Genomic DNA, 16127 nt, shown 5'->3' on the forward strand with positions numbered 1-16127 from the left:
AATAATGACTACGGTTGACAAGGCCAAACAAGATAGTAATAAACAAAGTAATAATAAACAAGAAACTACCAGCCGCCATATTGAAGCACTGCTACATGCATCAGAAGCACCATTAACTGCCAATGCTATTAAAAAGCATCTGTCTCTATCAAGTCAAGAGCTACAGCAGGCATTAGAAGTGTTACAAGAGCGCTTGAGCAATGGCGTGCTCAGTCTGAATGAAACGGCTAGCGGCTACCGCTTGCAAGTTACTGATAGCTATAGCGCGCTCATTCAACGAGTATTCCCTCAGCGGCAAGAGCGCTTGAGCCAAGCATTACTGGAAACTCTAAGCGTGATTGCCTATAAGCAGCCAGTAACCCGTAGCGATATCGAGTATGTACGGGGTGTGACGCTATCAAGCAATATCCTACGGCAGTTATTTGATAAGGGCTGGATTATGGAGGACGGTTATAAAGATACTTTAGGTCGTCCGGCGCTACTACATACTACTGCGCAGTTTTTAGATGCTTTTGGCTTGACCCATCTAAATGAGCTACCACCGATGCCAGATATGGCGGCGATTAGAGCAAAGTCTTAAAATTACTTATCGAAAAATAGATAAACAAACACTTTGATCAACGCTATATAAGTCAAACACCGCCTCATGTACCACTTATAAAAGACTGCCTATTACTTTCAGATAATGATTGTCAAATAGTAAATGAACTGGTTCTGTCCATCTTAGAAAACACCGTATCAATTGCCTGCATGGTTTTCTCAATCTCTATACTAGTCAAAGTCGGATGTACCAAAAACATCAAGCTAGTCTCACCTAGCTGCTCTGCTATAGGTAGCCTTGTCTCTGGACGCAGTCCAGTATTATCAAAAGCTTTTTCTAAATAGACTTCAGAAGCCGATCCCGAAAAACAAGGGACTCCCAATTCATTAATCTCTTGGATAATACGATCTCGCGACCAGCCGTCAGGTAAGTTGTCTGGCTGTATGTAAACATATAGCTTATAGTACGCATGTTTAGAGTCTGCAAACTGTGGCGTGCCTTCCAACTTAGGCACAGATAAATAGCCTTTGACTGCCCACTGGTCACACGCATGCAAGATTGCCTGTGCATTGTCAGACCGCTTAGCCGTCCAATCACTCATGCGTACTAGCTGAATACGGCCAATCACTGCCTGCATCTCTATCATCCTCCAATTAGTACCGAAGCTCTCATGTAGCCAGCGATAGCCATTTGGATGCTCTTTTTCATACACAGCAGCGTAGCTTTTTCCGTGGTCTTTATACGCCCACATCTTGCGCCATAGTTGCTCATCATTGGTCGTGACCATGCCTCCCTCACCGCCAGTGGTCATAATCTTATCTTGACAAAAGCTCCAGGCACCAACATGTCCAATACTGCCCACGCTACGACCTTTATATTGTGCGCCATGCGCTTGTGCACAGTCTTCGATAACATATAGATCGTACTGATCGGCAAGCGCCATAATACCGTCCATCTCACATGGCCAACCTGCCAAATGTACGCAAATAACCGCTTTTGTCTTATTAGTCAGTACGGCTTTGATGGTTTCAGGGGTAATATTACCTGTCATGGCATCAACATCGGCAAAAATGGGAGTTGCACCGGCATTGACCACACAGGAGATACTAGCGATAAAGGTACGCGGGGTAACGATAACCTCATCACCAGCGCCTATACCCAGTGCTATCAAAGCCACATCTAATGCCAGAGTGCCATTACCTAACGCGATGGCATAATTACTGTCTGCCCAATCAGCAAACTCTTGCTCAAACTGCCGGCATTCTTGCCCTGTCCAGTAGTTGACTTTATTGGACAATAATACTTGGCTGACGGCATCCGCCTCTTCTTGAGTGAAGCTTGGCCACGGAGAAAATGATGAATTTAACATATGCGTCTCCAATATTTATGAATAACAGTTTTAACTGGTATTAGTCATTAGTGGTTATCGCTGATAATGAATAATAGATCAGTTCTAATTTGTTCTTACAATTTATCTAATGGCTAGGAGAAATTTCCAAAGCCTAAAGACTAAAACCTGTGGAGTAACGCAGTCACACAGCAAGCTAGAAAAACTTCTCCCAGTTATACGAAACTAGGTGTGCATCCGTTTTATTTAGTTCTGACTATACCGATGAACGGTTGTATCTTGAATCATTCCTTATTAATTATTCACTCCCTGTAAACTTACTCATCGTCACTTCACCATCGGCACTGATGCCATCTTTAATCAGTACTTTCTTGACCGTTTTAAACAGTATTTTAATATCCAACCATATCGACTGATTATCAACGTACCACGTATCTAGTTTGAACTTTTTATCCCAGCCAATAGCGTTACGGCCATTAACTTGAGCGAAGCCAGTAATACCAGGACGAACCAAATGACGTCGCGCTTGTTCTTGATTGTATAACGGTAGATATTCCATCAATAACGGACGAGGTCCTACTAGACTCATATCGCCTTTGATGACGTTCCACAGCTCTGGCAACTCATCGAGACTGGTATTGCGTAACGTCTGACCGAATGCCGTAAGGCGCTCACTATCCGGTAACGGGTTGCCATCCATATCTATAGCATCACGCATGCTACGAAACTTAAGCATTTCAAATGGCTCTCCATACTGACCAGGACGTGTCTGTCGAAACAGCACTGGCGCACCTAGGTTTTTCTTTACCTTATAAGCAGTCAGAGCATATATCGGAGATAGAATCACTAGTGCCGTGGTTGCTGCCGTAATATCAAAGAGTCTTTTTATCATTAAAACCCCACTTTACAGTTTCTTTAAGTAAAAATTTAAGTAACTTTGCCAGATTTTTGTTTCCTCAAAATTCTCAACAACCCAATCTCTAGCAGAAATATACTGTTTATAAAACTTAGTATTGGTAGAAGCTTCATCAAGTGCTTGTCTCATCGCAAAAACATCTTTAAGCGCAAATTTTTGCCCACTAACGTCGTTACTCACACTGTCTTTTACACCAACTACGTCATATGCAAAAGTTGGAAGACCACAACTTGCCGCTTCAATAGCAACATTACCAAAGCCCTCTCGACGACTCAAAAATAGATGCAAATCAGAGCATTGGAAAATTTCATAAATTGTCGACGTATGGGGTATATAAAAGCCCTGCTTATCGTTGACTATCTTTTCCACAATAGCTTTCCCAATGTCATCTTCGAAACGCCCAACAAATAGAAATTTTATATTCTTATTACATAAATTTTTTGCTAGATACTCAATATCTTTTATACCTTTGTCTTCACATATTCTACCTACCACACAAACTAAGTAGCTGTCTAAAGGTAAACCCAGTCTCTCTCTTAAATCAGATTTTTCTCTCAAATCGATAGGCTTAAAAAACTGTGTATTTACGCCACTAAACGAGCCTTCATTAACCATTTTCGCTTTTTCACCAATTAGACCTTCTTGCTTACAAACATCTAAAAGAGAATTTGAAATAAATAGAACGTCATGTGAGATACTAAAAATTATCTTATCTAGATATTGAAAGGTTAGTTTTTTAAATCCTGTAAAATTCTCATAAGCTCTTCCAAAAACGATAGCAACTCTCACCTTCTGCATAGTAAAAAAAGCAGCAAGACTACCCAATAATAGCGCTTTTGGAGTACAGTAAACCACTAGGTCAAAACGATTATTAAGAAAAAATAGAGATAAGCGCGATAGGCAATAAAAATCTTTAATTATTGATGGCTTACGAACAAAAGGCATCGCAACAACACGACCCACATTACGAGATTTCAAGAAATCAATTTCTTCCGCATTACCACCGCAAATCAGTGTAATATCCAAATCACTTGATTCTCTAAAATATTCAAGCTGTCCTTTATATAAGACATTAAATGAAATTATATCAGTAACAATAAAACAGATTTTCGAAGACATATCCCTATCCCTCTATTTCAGTACGAAGCTACATATACTTTAGTTTATTAATTATATTTTGATGCTCTTTTTTCACGTTATCAGATATATCCTTTTTATTTCTTCTACTTGCCATATTTTGTAGTAATCCTAAATAATCTACTGTTTTTACGATGAATATTTTTAGCCGGACTTTAGAAAAGTAGAGCAGATCAAAACTTTGCTTGTACTCACAGTAGGTTGTAAAAGTATCTTTGTATGTCTTAATTATATTTGATGACGACAGGTTACCTTTTTCTCGATAGTAATATAATAAGTCTGGTAATACCGCTATTTTTAGATCCTTATTTGATATTGCTCTACACCATAGCTCATAATCTTCGGATCTTGTATAATTGACATCATAATTGTTCCTACTATACCAATTTTTTTTTGCTAAAATAGCAGGGTGTACGATAGGGTATGCTTTTTCTACTTTTTCAAAATCTGTATAGACTTGATCTACATTACGATAACCGTATACTTGGTTGTCGTTATCAATAGTAATAACGCCTGTAGAAACTAAGTCATAATTAGGATTATTTTCTAAAAATTTAATCTGTATCTCTAGTCTCTCTGGATGAATAATGTCATCTGCATCCATACGAGCAATATATTGGTATTTAGATTCATCAATGATTTGATTTAGTCTACTGGGTAGCTTTTTATTAAATCCATCAGATATCACTCTAATCCTATTATCTATCCTCTCGAATTTCTTAGCTATTTCTAACGATTTATCATTAGAACCATCATCTATTAATATTAGTTCCCAATATTTATGTGTTTGGGTTAATACAGAATTTATCGCATCTTCTAAATAATTTTCAGCATTATAGATTGGAATTCCAATTGATATATATGACTGACTTTTCATTACAAGGCCTCAAAAATAGGATTTATTAAGTATGGTGTTAGATTACTGAATTTAGAGGTAGTCAATATAAAATAAGACAGTAATAATAATATAGATATAAAGTAAATATAAAAATTATTAATTTTTTTAAGTGCTATAGGTAATAATAATACTAACGACCAGCTAAAATATCCGACTATCCTTTGTGGACCTGACGCGCTTGCACCTAACATAGCAATAGGTATGACAAAGACAGTGCCAATAGCATAAAAAGTTAGTAACTTATCGAACTCTTTATTTTTATTTTATAAAGATATCTTATAGCATATAAAATAATTATAAGAATAAAATAAAAACCCAAAGTAATTAAACCTCCAGCTTCTTCGGAAGGTTCTGCATAACTAGTATATCTTGGGTTAGTAGAGGCTATTTCGGAAACTATAAAGCCGCTGCCAACAAGAGAAACTAAAAAAGACAGTAAAATTTTATAATAGCTTTTAATGTTCATGTTAGTTAGAAAATAAACTGGAATCATAAATAATGCTGTAATATGGAACATTGCAGCGATGGCAACTAAAAATAAATAGGGTATTAGTCTTTTTTCTAATAAGTAGGGAGTGGCTAAAACAAATATAGCGATAGCCAATCCTTGGCGTAATGTATTAAAGAATAACGTATAGGTACCTAAAGTGATGAATAAAAATACAGAAAGTTCATAATTTACGCTGTATTTTTTGATTATCTTTAGATAACAACCAACTATTATTAGAGCTGTTAGGAAAAATAGCCAAAAATAATTATGAGTAATATTCAATAGAGAATATTCGAGTAATTGATAGCCAAACTCGACATCCTCACTAAATCTATAGTTATAAACAGATTTTTGTTTGACAAAATCACTAGCGTAATTTCCTGAGTCCGTACCGACAAGATAGCTACGAACGCCTGCAAATAAAGCCAAGGTTATAAAAGGCACCCAAAATGCCTTACGATTAGTAGCCTTTTGCTCTAGTATCATCCAGAACATAACAAAACTTAAGACGAGTAAATATGGAAGCATCTTATTCCTTATAAAGGAGTTTGTATTTTTGAAAAACAGTTATAAGCTTTTATATAACCTAGTTAATTTTTCTGCATTAACAGCAACATCAAAACCTTGCAACTGTAGCCTATCCTTTATTACGTCATTAGAAACGCAAACTCCTTTAGACCCTAACAAACGTTTGGCCCAAGGTTTTGCAGAATCAAGGGGTAGAAACTCAACTAAATCCAAGCCTAAGTCTACTTCAGCAGATATTTGATTAGAAATTATTGATGCCAGTCCTACAGTTTGGCTTTCTACTAGTACTACAGGAAAGCCTTCATATAAGGATGGCATAATCATATAATCTGCACTGGCCATGAGTTCAGCTACATCACTGCGAACCCCTAAAAACTTAACTTCATTCTGTAGGGATTTATCTTTTACTTGTTGTTTGAGTCCCTCTTCAAGTTGACCTTGACCTACAATATAAATTGTAAAATCTACATTACAGGCTTTTAGTTCTTGAGCAATCTCCAAAGTGAATCTATGGTTCTTGGCCTCATTTAAACGCCCGACTTGAAGGATTTTTAAGCTTAGATCACTTTCATTAAACACTTGGCTAATATAGTTTCGTGATTTATTGGCAACCTCTATCATTTCTTCAATATCAACCGCGTTTGGTAATAAAAGAACGTCTTTAGTAGTACCAAATAGATACTCAGCAGCCAATTCACCACAACTTATTTTATAAGTTGCTAGTTTACGATTAACGATAAATGCCCATTTTTCGTATATTTTTTTAATGCTACTTGAGTGGCCGTTACTCGCACAATGTGAGTGCGAAATACGATTTTTTACGCCTGCGCGTTTGGCTGCAAGTAGGTGAAACGCATTACTCAAAAGCATATGAGCATGCACAATCTTATATTCGGGATGCTGCTCTAAAAACTGCTGCAGCTTTAACATTCGTCCAATTGGATTGTCCGCTAAAACAGGGATAATCTTTCCACCTAGCTCTATAATTTCGGCATCGTAATCACCAGGTTCACCAGTAAAGGTTATAAAATCAAACTGAATCTGAGTACGATCTGTATGACGATATAAATTCATTAGCATCGTTTCAGCACCTGCCCGGTTCATATGACCTATGATATGCAGTACTCTTTGAATATTCATTTAACCCCCTACTATCTGTGATGTCGCTTGAATATTTGTACCAGAACCCAACTTGAAGCATAAAAATACTAGAAGGGTTTTTTTTATCTGATCTTTAATTCTCTTTTTTTTCGTAATGTACCGCGCAGTAGCTGCAAAGCAGGCCGAGCCACACTGCTAGGAGCACACACTATCGAAGAAAGAAGCCTATTTTTAACACTTAAATTGTTTCTATAGCCATTCATGTGCATTAATTTTTCTGCCTCTTTGGCTTTTTTAATGGCAATCTTGAGGATGTCAGAATCGATAAAAGTCAGAATACTCCAATGACTCTGTCTTATTTTATTTGCTAATAGACTCTTAACTTCGGTTGCTTTATATTCTTTCACAAGCGCAATGACCTGTGCATGAATGATAAAAAGGTCTAATAATTTTTTATCTGTCGAACCTGTAATAGAGGTAGTACGTTGCCTATATAAGTAAAAATTGACAGGTAGCTGATAAATGTTTTTTGTAATCAGGCCAAGATGCCAGTGAAAAGGCCAATCTTCATAATACAAATTAATTGGAAATTGTAGGGATGATGAGTGCACTAAACTACTACGGATAAACTTAAGCCATGCAAAGTGAGGACTATTAAAGTATTGATTATCTATCTTAAAAGGTTGAGCTTTTAGGGTATGAGTCGGATAAGGTAGGTCTGTATCAGATATTCCATCTTTAAAGGTTGTAAAATCATAAGTAATAACATCTGCTTTTGTTGTGAGTGCCGTTTTTACGCAAGCTTCTACTAAACCTGAATCCACAATATCGTCAGAATCAACAAACATCATATAGGTGCCTGTAACCGCTTTCATTCCCGAATTACGGGCTGCAGAGAGGCCTCTATTTCTATCATGCTGGATAAGCTTGATGCGCTCATCTTTGAGATGCGCTTGCAGCACTTGAGTTGAATTGTCAGTTGAACAATCTTCTATAACGATAATTTCTAATTTTTTATAGGTTTGCTGTTTAATTGAGTTCAGACAGGCATCAAGGTAGCGCTCCACGTTGTATACCGGAACAATGACACTAATAAGTGGCTTCTCTCCCATATTCATAGTCTGGTCAGCCCCTCTTTTAATTTGTTGTACTGGTTGATATCAACAGGAGACTCAGTAAGAGCGCCGCGCGGCTCGGATAAAAGCTTATTAACGATATTGGTTAGGTCGCCAAACTGTTCAGGTTCTACAAAAATAAGCCTTGGATGATCTTGTAGCCAGTCACGCCATGTCTGGCTTATCTTATGGTTGGAATTGGGCATAACTAAACAGGGTGTCCCTGAAAGTAGGCTTAAAATCATACCGTGCAAGCGGTCAGTGACCACTATTTTTGCGGCACGGAATTGGCTAAGCTTATCCGCCAGTAGTTTTGCGCAATGTGCCTCATCCAACTGAGAGCCGCCTGCATGGGTATCTGTTTTTTCAACGGTATAACCGGTAGTGGCTAGAGCGTCATCTAAGATAGCGTACTGTGCCACTGATAAAGCAGCTTCCTGGTCGTCTCGTAAGCAGCGCAGAATACCTGCAGGTTCTAAACAATCCTTAGTATCAAGCGCCTCTGCTGTTGTACTCATAACAATATCTGGTACTAGATCCACACTGACATTATTGTGCTCACTAAAGATCTCATTGAGTTTATTATAGGTAATAGATTCTCTAGCAAACACATGTATATCAGGGTGACGAGAATATGTTTTCACGATGCGCTGTAACGCATGGTTAGATTGAGCAGAACTATCCCAATCTAGCGTTTGTGGAAAACAAATTATACGGTTGCGTGGAAATGATTTGATAACCAGCTGGCGCAACGCTTCAATATCAGGATAGGTATCACCCATATTGCCACCGCCTATGATAGTGACTAAGTCCTCTGGTTTTATTTGCTTTTTAATTGAGTGCAATACCAGTCTCGTTTGGCTAATAGGTATGCTCACGACATCAAAAGAATCTAACTCTTTCTCCAGAAACTTATGTTGTGCGTGAGAAATACCAATATCACCAATATTTCCATAGTCAGCTGCCAGAAAAATAAAAGCCCGTTTATTTGGACTCAGCAGCATCTCTCTTCTTTTTAATAAGGAGACAATCTGAACCTTAAACGTTAGTGGTAAAAAATTAGAAACTTTTTTTAAATTTCGCAAAACCAGCCTCCTATTTTTAACTGCTATTTTTAACTGCTATTTCTGGCTACTAAATACAGTGGCCAGATATATCTGTAATAACCGCAGAAGTCTTCCCCGAAATAGGGCTTGTATTAATATAGTTTTTGGTCTTTTACTAAAATCATACTTCTGAGCATAACACTTTTCAACAAAATTTGATTTTCTTATTTTTTTTAACTCTTTAAGCTGTTGTTTTTTATCGAGATGCATTGAATTAGAAAATAACCATGGAAGAATATGAAAAATATAATAATTATATATATCACTCCATACTTCATTATCCAGTCCACGATTTGTTTTTTCATTAACAGCCAATCTTAATGAAAAGTGTTTTTCCATATTTTCAAGCAAGTTATGCTTGTATATATTGCTAGAAAGTGAGCCGCTAACTTCGTATTGAAAATAAAGAATAGCATCAATCCTCAAAATATTTTTCGCATTCATAACTGCATAGAGATTAAAAATAGTGTCTTCACCAAGATGTAAGCTTTCATCAAACCGAATACCAGCTATTAGGTCTGATCGAAAAATTTTCGTCCATGGAAACCAAAATAGCTCACGATCATTATTCACGTTACAAAGTAAATTTTCTTGCTCTCCAAAATGGGTTTTTGGATCTGGAGTAAGAGTTTGTTTTTTACCATCTAGGAATATTTTTTGATATCCAAAAACAACAATATCAGGACTACTTACGCACGCTGATAGCAGCTTTAAAAAATAGTCCTCAGAAACACAGTCATCACAATCTACAAATCCAGTGTATTTTCCCTGTACGCAGTCAAGACCTGTATTGCGAGCAGCAGATGGTCCTTTATTTTCTTGACTAATGAGTTTAATCCAAGAGAGACTATTACAGTAACCCTGTGCAATATCTGCCGAGCTATCAGTTGAACCATCATCAACCAAAACCAGCTCAATATTGTGCCCTGCTGCAGCTAATATTAGGCTATCTATACAGCGCCCTATATATTTTTTACTATTGTAGATTGGGACAATAATTGAAATACTAGGCTTTGCAATAGCAAACTCATCTGACTGTAACAACTCCATTTTCAGGCCTCATATCACTCGAAGAATGCTTACATTTATAAAAAATAAAATAATTAAACAACTTAAATTCTTCTATTTTAGATGTCTATATTGTAATAATTTTTCTAAAACATTCTAGTTTTTTAAACATTTCACTCGCTTTTATTATTAAATAACACTAAATTATATAGCTTCTTTGTTTTCTATATACCTATAAAACCTCAATGCTAATAATCTAAGTCGCGGATTTAAAGCACTTTTAACCTTTACAGCGAAAGAATAATTTCCGTGAGTATGACCTGAGTATTTTTCTGATGCTGCAAGCTCTCTTTCTTCTTGTAAATGACTTTTAGAAAGATCTAGTGGGTGATCAACAAATTCAGACAGATATATTTTTTTGATGACATTATTTTTTACTAAATAATTCCAGTCATCAGCAAGTATGAAATTTGTCTGAGATAACTTTATAATATTTTCAGCTAAAATTGAACTTATAAGATAACAACAAGTTCTTTTAATGAACTGCTCGCTCTTAATAGCTTTGCTGAATTCCTGCCCACCTACATTCTTAATATTTTTGATACTTTTAATTATGTGAACCTCATCAAGACCATTCTGACCACCAAGAAGGTAAAGTGATTCTGAATTTAATTCAGTAGCTTGAAAAGTATTAATAAATATCTTGAATTTTTCATCTAAAATAGCATCATCTTCTAAAATGCATGCCCACTCTACATCATTATCCAATATATCTTGATAAGCCATCAAGTGACTTAAAGTACATCCAATTTCGCCAGGTGTTAAGGCATATCCTCTATCAATTACTTTCCCCGTACTTATGGATCTAATTGAACTCACTATATCCTCTGATAATTCTTTTCCATAGACAGCATCAATAAAGCTAAATTTCAGGCCAAAATTTTCTAGAGCTTTACTAATCACTCTTCTCTTTTCTATATCTTGCTTTAATGAAACTATATATATATTTAGCATATTATTTACTCCAAGTAGACGTTACCTCTAAACCTTATAAAGCTCTATGGTCATTTTTGGTTAGTACATATCTGTCAAAACACCAGTTCAACTCTGTATGTATAGTAAAAACTAAATAAAATGGATACATAAATAGTTTCGTATAGCTGGTAAAATTTTTCTAGCTTGCTGTGTCTGTTTTAAAGTGGCTGAACCCTAGTGGTCAACTAAAATAAACTTCTTATTTTCCATGACTAACAGTATAAAAAACATTGCCTTAGAATCTATTTAAGATACTTTTTCATTAAGTTTTTAACAAATACACGGCGCTGAGTCCCTGGAGGGAAAAGATAAGCCAATTGAGGTCCAGGCTTACGCTTAATGACTTTCTCAACTTGCCGAACCCATTTGGCATCTACATCTGCACTTATCATCTTTTCGCGAATATACTTCCAATCATCAGTTACATACCCTCTGTTCAACTTTAATTTCTTGAAGTGTGCTTTTTTAAGAGGGGTACTAAAGCATGTAGGATTGAGCACCCCTGCAATCAAAAAATTAAGACGAGTTCTAACACATTTCTCACAGCTACCGCAGTTACGATCATTCTCACTGCCTTCCCAACATACTCGTAAGCTATTTACACCTACTGGCCACTGTGAAATAGTTTTAATTTTCTCTGAACGTCTAAAGCCAGCACCATCGTGGATAACCTTAAAAATACCAGAGCTGAATAACGGATCCGTTATTGGATGGGATCCCCAGGGCGTAAACAATTCATCATATGCATCTCCACTGGCGATTAGTCCCGCTCCTGCATACCTACTCAGTCCACACAAAACTGCAGCGAGTGCTGTCCCACTGTAGTGCTCCCAATTAACACCCCAAAGTTCACTAGTATTTGTGCGTACAGTAATTAATCTTAACCCTAAATCATCGAGTACTTTAGACGCCAGCTTCTCTGCACCAGCAAAGCCTTTGGTATCAGAGAGCGGTATATCAAAACCATGTACCAGGACGCCTGCATGCAACGCTTGGCTACTGTATCCAGCTTGTCCAGTAGCATGACGATAGGCAGTAAACTGTGCATCTGCACCGCCAGAGAATGCACAAACAGCTCCGTCAACTCGACATTCATTTTTTCGTATATGGTCAACCTTGATGTCAATTAAAAAATACTGCTCTGGGCACCACTTCTGCCAGACATATTGCAGTTCAGTAAGATTAGCAAGTAACTCACTAGATGCGCTGCCATGTACGGTAATATTGGCCTTCAATTGCATGGCGGGCAATAATACGGCAAGCAGATAAGAGTCGCTGTTATCGTCTTCTAGCATTGGTAAACCAGCTGGGTATAGAAACCACAACTCTTTTTCAATGGTATCGCCACTAGCAGTCCTCTCTTTGATTAAACAGCAACGTCGCTGACCTTCACCGCTAACATGAAGAGGCTGGGGGAAAATCTCAAAAGAATCCTTCATAGTCAACTCCCAAAATAGTAATAACATGCCACCCGATAAATATATAAAATTGAATTATTGGATCGGAGCTTTAATTATCAGTCTGTCTATTTATATTATCTAATTGCCATTCTTTACTACTAACCAGCAGGCGTCTAAAAGCAACATATACAATAGAGAGACTAAGGAGTACTCCGACAATCGAAAATAATACAATGGCTATAATATCTGACTGAAAAATAGAAAAACCAATGTACAGAACGCCTACCCGTGACCCTACCGCTACGATTTCCCTAATAAGAAGAAACCGTTGTAAACGTAGTGCAGGTAAAGCGGCCGTACTGGCTCCAGATACTAAAGTGCCTAAAAACCAAACTGATACCCACTGCGAATAGATACCTGCCAACTCCCACTCTGCGCCAAAAATTAAAGAGAAAATAAAATCTCCCCAAAAAAATATTATGCCGAATGGAACAACCCCTATTGCCAACAATCCTAAAGTTACTTTAGTTAATAGACCAGCAGCATCTGGTGATTGCGCTGTGATTGCACGCGTAATTTTCGGATAAAAAACCTCACCAACTGCTTGCCCTAGCAACATACTTGGTGCTCCCAGTACCAGAACAGAAAGTGAGTACTGGCCAGCGAAAGAAGTACCAAACAGTGATGCCAATAAGATGACAGGTAAACCAACCGATGCGGCATTAAGAATACTCTGTGGCATGCGATATATAGAAAAATCACGCTGCGATACTGCTGCAGCACGTATGCCTTCAAAGCCAAACCAGTTACTTGGTTTGAGTACGCCTGTCCTAGGAACACGCAGCATTTGCATCATAAAATTGGTTGCCTGCCCTGCTAGCGTAAGAGTAATGAGTAACAATCCACTAGGTGCTAGAACACCACCTACAAGTTTACTGATATTTGTTACCGCTGTACTTTCAACATAAGCACGGGCTTTCGCTTTAAAAAGATTCGCCCTGATCGCTGACTCATTAGCTACAGAAAGAAAGGCCGATATAAATAGTGATAATGGAATGAGATAAAGCATATAAGAAGCCTTCTCCATACCCGTCCAACTTGCCAGCCAAGGCTTGCCTAAATGTACTGTAATCAAAGATAGAGGTACCATACATAGCCCGCACAGTATTGATAGTCGTGCAACAGCGACCGCATCATCATCGCTATCGGGCATAACAATCGCATTGGCATAACCCATAGTAGACAGGGGTGTAATGATATTAATGATTGCCGCAAATGCTGCCGCAACACCAAAAGCTTCAGGACCATATAAACGAGTCAGAAACGGCATAAAAGCAATAGCAATAGCTTGGGCTGCAGCAATACCACCACCAACCATAGCTACATTCCGCACGAAATGACTGGTTTTCAGTGTTCCTATGACACTCTCTACAGATGAAGCTACTTTAGAAGCCATTTTTTACTATCCACGTTCGTACTCTACAAAGCCTATAAGGCTTTACTAAAGTCATATCATTGATAAACTTGTTTTCATGAGGGTACCGAGCTTTCGTGGTATCCCTCTACGAAATGTGCAAACTCTTCCTTGAGCCATTCGATATCATTTGGCTGGGCTCTATGGGTAAGCTGAGACAGCATATTTTCAATATCCATCAATGGGAAGCTATGCTCTATCGCCTGCCGTATCAGAGGATGATGAGTGGTTTCAATATTGTCATCGCCGATTATCAGTTCTTCATAGAGCTTTTCCCCGGGTCTTAGTCCCGTAATGACGATTTCCATATCACCATCGGGATTGTCTTTATCTTTTAGCTCGCAGCCGGTTAGGTAAATCATACGCTTGGCAAGATCCACAATCTTGACAGGCTCTCCCATATCCAGAACAAAGACTTCTCCACCCTTTGCCATTGCACCTGCTTGAATGACTAAGCTTGCGGCTTCTGGAATAGTCATAAAATAGCGTGTCACCTCTGGATGAGTCACCGTAATGGGGCCGCCTTTCTCAATTTGCTTAGTAAATAAGGGGATAACAGAGCCAGATGAGCCCAGGACATTGCCAAAGCGCACCATACTAAAACAGGTTTTGCTATTTACTTGGGTGAGCCCTTGACAGACCAGTTCAGCTAAGCGCTTGGAGGCGCCCATGATATTAGTGGGCCTTACTGCTTTGTCGGTAGAGATGAGCACAAAGGTCTCAACTTTGGCCTGCATGGCCGCATAAGCACAGTGATAAGTGCCTTTAGCGTTATTAATGACCCCCTCAAAAGGATTGTACTCGACGATGGGCACGTGCTTATAAGCTGCAGCATGATATACGGTCTGTATCCGATGGCTTTTGAACACTCTAAGCAGCTTATCTTCGTTGGTCACATTGCCAATCATAGCAATGATCTCAATGTCTGCATAAACAGGACTAGTTGCTTGTAGATTTTTTAGCTCTTGGTGGATACCATATAAAGCGTATTCGGACAGCTCATAAAGCACCAAACATTTAGGTTGGTTGTTCATAATTTGCCGACACAGCTCACTACCGATAGAGCCACCAGCGCCAGTGACAAGCACATTTTTACCTGCAATATTTTTACTTATTAGCAGGATATCAGGCTCTACAGTCTGCCGATCTAATACATCTAATATGTCAACTGGGCGCATATCACTGACAGTAACTTCACCATCAGCAATCTCGTGCAGACTAGGCAGCTGCTTAATCTTGACAGAAAATTCTGAGATCTCATCAATAATTTGTCTGCAGCGAACTCGACTGATAGAGGGTAGCGCTAAAAATACCTGTGCTACGTTTAGCTTATCCACGAGACCAACCAAATCCCTAGCAGCATGGATTTTTTTCCGCATTAAGTAAGCACCTACCAGTTGCGGATTGTCATCAACAAAGGCGACCACATGATATCTATTAGAGCGTTGTAGCGCATCATGAAGCTCTTTTCCTGCTGAGCCGGCGCCATAAATAATGACATTGTCATGATCGATAGCGCTTTTATCCCGCTTTTTATGTTTGCCCTGCCAGCGCTCTAATATCTCTCGAATGATTAACCGGCTACTCCATAACCAGATAAAAAACAAAAATAAATATATAGTAGGAACTGAACGCGGAATAATAGACAGCCATTCAATAGGGTTAATGACTTGATAAAAAACAATGAGCACTATAAATAGCTGTAATACATTACGCATCACTGCGTCACAAAATATTCTAGCCACACAGTTATAGAAACCTATAACATATAGACCGATTACAGGAACAGCGGCATAAAAACCTAACACCAAAGGGCTTATGTGAGTAGCAACATAGCCATATCGCAATGACACTGCAAAGAATAAACAGAGTACTGACATCACGAAATCACTGCCAAGAAAAACGGTTCGCTTTACACTGCGCGGCAAAGACAATAACTGCTCGGCACTGTAGTAGAACCCATTGCTTGGGCTACTGCGTTTTTGGTAAGCACCGTTAATTTCTGGTTTCGTAGACATAAGATTTACCTG

Annotated in this window: 14 protein-coding genes; 1 reads left to right on the forward strand and 13 read right to left on the reverse strand. The window is 38.2% G+C overall.

Annotated features, from left to right (window positions below; translation table 11 throughout):
* Positions 1–4 precede the first annotated feature (4 nt).
* Positions 5–580 carry an SMC-Scp complex subunit ScpB gene (gene scpB / locus JMX97_RS02670; RefSeq protein ID WP_201555081.1) on the forward strand — a complete coding sequence of 192 codons (576 nt, stop codon included), beginning with the start codon at positions 5–7 and terminating at the stop codon, positions 578–580.
* A gap of 112 nt (positions 581–692) precedes the next feature.
* On the opposite strand, the gene JMX97_RS02675 is transcribed toward scpB, so the two are convergent.
* From JMX97_RS02675 to JMX97_RS02735, 13 genes are all read right to left on the reverse strand, one after another.
* The gene (locus tag JMX97_RS02675) at positions 693–1910 is read right to left on the reverse strand and encodes a DegT/DnrJ/EryC1/StrS family aminotransferase (protein WP_201555083.1); all 1218 of its coding nucleotides are present in this window, start codon (positions 1908–1910) and stop codon (positions 693–695) included.
* Between the two features lie 277 nt (positions 1911–2187).
* Positions 2188–2781, reverse strand: coding sequence for a sugar transferase (locus tag JMX97_RS02680; RefSeq protein ID WP_201555085.1), 594 nt, complete (start codon positions 2779–2781; stop codon positions 2188–2190).
* Positions 2782–2793: 12 nt separating this feature from the next.
* Positions 2794–3924, reverse strand: a complete 1131-nt coding sequence (locus tag JMX97_RS02685) for a glycosyltransferase (RefSeq protein WP_201555087.1) — start codon at positions 3922–3924, stop codon at positions 2794–2796.
* Between the two features lie 28 nt (positions 3925–3952).
* Positions 3953–4819 carry a glycosyltransferase family 2 protein gene (locus JMX97_RS02690; protein ID WP_201555089.1) on the reverse strand — a complete coding sequence of 289 codons (867 nt, stop codon included), beginning with the start codon at positions 4817–4819 and terminating at the stop codon, positions 3953–3955.
* Between the two features lie 253 nt (positions 4820–5072).
* A complete protein-coding gene (locus JMX97_RS02695) occupies positions 5073–5858 on the reverse strand; it encodes an EpsG family protein (RefSeq protein ID WP_201555091.1) in 786 nt (261 codons plus the stop codon).
* A gap of 39 nt (positions 5859–5897) precedes the next feature.
* The gene (locus tag JMX97_RS02700; protein ID WP_227671595.1) at positions 5898–6998 is read right to left on the reverse strand and encodes a glycosyltransferase; all 1101 of its coding nucleotides are present in this window, start codon (positions 6996–6998) and stop codon (positions 5898–5900) included.
* Positions 6999–7081: 83 nt separating this feature from the next.
* Positions 7082–8077, reverse strand: coding sequence for a glycosyltransferase family 2 protein (locus JMX97_RS02705; RefSeq protein ID WP_201555093.1), 996 nt, complete (start codon positions 8075–8077; stop codon positions 7082–7084).
* Positions 8074–9078, reverse strand: coding sequence for a polysaccharide pyruvyl transferase family protein (locus JMX97_RS02710; protein ID WP_201555102.1), 1005 nt, complete (start codon positions 9076–9078; stop codon positions 8074–8076). Before JMX97_RS02710 ends, JMX97_RS02705 begins: the two co-directional genes overlap by 4 nt.
* Positions 9079–9195: 117 nt before the next feature.
* Entirely contained in the window at positions 9196–10230 is a 1035-nt protein-coding gene (locus JMX97_RS02715; RefSeq protein ID WP_201555104.1) for a glycosyltransferase family 2 protein, read from the reverse strand.
* 162 nt (positions 10231–10392) lie between these two features.
* Positions 10393–11202 (reverse strand): glycosyltransferase family 25 protein, encoded by an 810-nt coding sequence (locus tag JMX97_RS02720; RefSeq protein ID WP_201555106.1) that lies wholly within the window; start codon positions 11200–11202, stop codon positions 10393–10395.
* Between the two features lie 263 nt (positions 11203–11465).
* Positions 11466–12662: a hypothetical protein gene (locus JMX97_RS02725; protein ID WP_201555108.1), complete on the reverse strand. Its 1197-nt coding sequence runs from the start codon at positions 12660–12662 to the stop codon at positions 11466–11468.
* 70 nt (positions 12663–12732) lie between these two features.
* Positions 12733–14079, reverse strand: coding sequence for a lipopolysaccharide biosynthesis protein (locus tag JMX97_RS02730; RefSeq protein ID WP_201555110.1), 1347 nt, complete (start codon positions 14077–14079; stop codon positions 12733–12735).
* 74 nt (positions 14080–14153) lie between these two features.
* Positions 14154–16115: a polysaccharide biosynthesis protein gene (locus tag JMX97_RS02735; RefSeq protein ID WP_201555112.1), complete on the reverse strand. Its 1962-nt coding sequence runs from the start codon at positions 16113–16115 to the stop codon at positions 14154–14156.
* Between the last annotated feature and the right edge of the window lie 12 nt (positions 16116–16127).

It is taken from the genome of Psychrobacter sp. 72-O-c (genome assembly GCF_904846605.1).
GTDB lineage: Bacteria > Pseudomonadota > Gammaproteobacteria > Pseudomonadales > Moraxellaceae > Psychrobacter.

Coding starts and splice junctions, on each gene's coding strand:
- JMX97_RS02725 (WP_201555108.1), bottom strand. CDS start 12,662: ATGAAGGATTCTTTTGAGATTTTCCCCCAGCCTCTTCATGTTAGCGGT.
- JMX97_RS02675 (WP_201555083.1), bottom strand. CDS start 1,910: ATGTTAAATTCATCATTTTCTCCGTGGCCAAGCTTCACTCAAGAAGAG.
- JMX97_RS02715 (WP_201555104.1), bottom strand. CDS start 10,230: ATGGAGTTGTTACAGTCAGATGAGTTTGCTATTGCAAAGCCTAGTATT.
- JMX97_RS02695 (WP_201555091.1), bottom strand. CDS start 5,858: ATGCTTCCATATTTACTCGTCTTAAGTTTTGTTATGTTCTGGATGATA.
- JMX97_RS02705 (WP_201555093.1), bottom strand. CDS start 8,077: ATGAATATGGGAGAGAAGCCACTTATTAGTGTCATTGTTCCGGTATAC.
- JMX97_RS02685 (WP_201555087.1), bottom strand. CDS start 3,924: ATGTCTTCGAAAATCTGTTTTATTGTTACTGATATAATTTCATTTAAT.
- JMX97_RS02700 (WP_227671595.1), bottom strand. CDS start 6,998: ATGAATATTCAAAGAGTACTGCATATCATAGGTCATATGAACCGGGCA.
- JMX97_RS02680 (WP_201555085.1), bottom strand. CDS start 2,781: ATGATAAAAAGACTCTTTGATATTACGGCAGCAACCACGGCACTAGTG.
- scpB (WP_201555081.1), top strand. CDS start 5: ATGACTACGGTTGACAAGGCCAAACAAGATAGTAATAAACAAAGTAAT.
- JMX97_RS02730 (WP_201555110.1), bottom strand. CDS start 14,079: ATGGCTTCTAAAGTAGCTTCATCTGTAGAGAGTGTCATAGGAACACTG.
- JMX97_RS02720 (WP_201555106.1), bottom strand. CDS start 11,202: ATGCTAAATATATATATAGTTTCATTAAAGCAAGATATAGAAAAGAGA.
- JMX97_RS02690 (WP_201555089.1), bottom strand. CDS start 4,819: ATGAAAAGTCAGTCATATATATCAATTGGAATTCCAATCTATAATGCT.
- JMX97_RS02735 (WP_201555112.1), bottom strand. CDS start 16,115: ATGTCTACGAAACCAGAAATTAACGGTGCTTACCAAAAACGCAGTAGC.
- JMX97_RS02710 (WP_201555102.1), bottom strand. CDS start 9,078: ATGCTGCTGAGTCCAAATAAACGGGCTTTTATTTTTCTGGCAGCTGAC.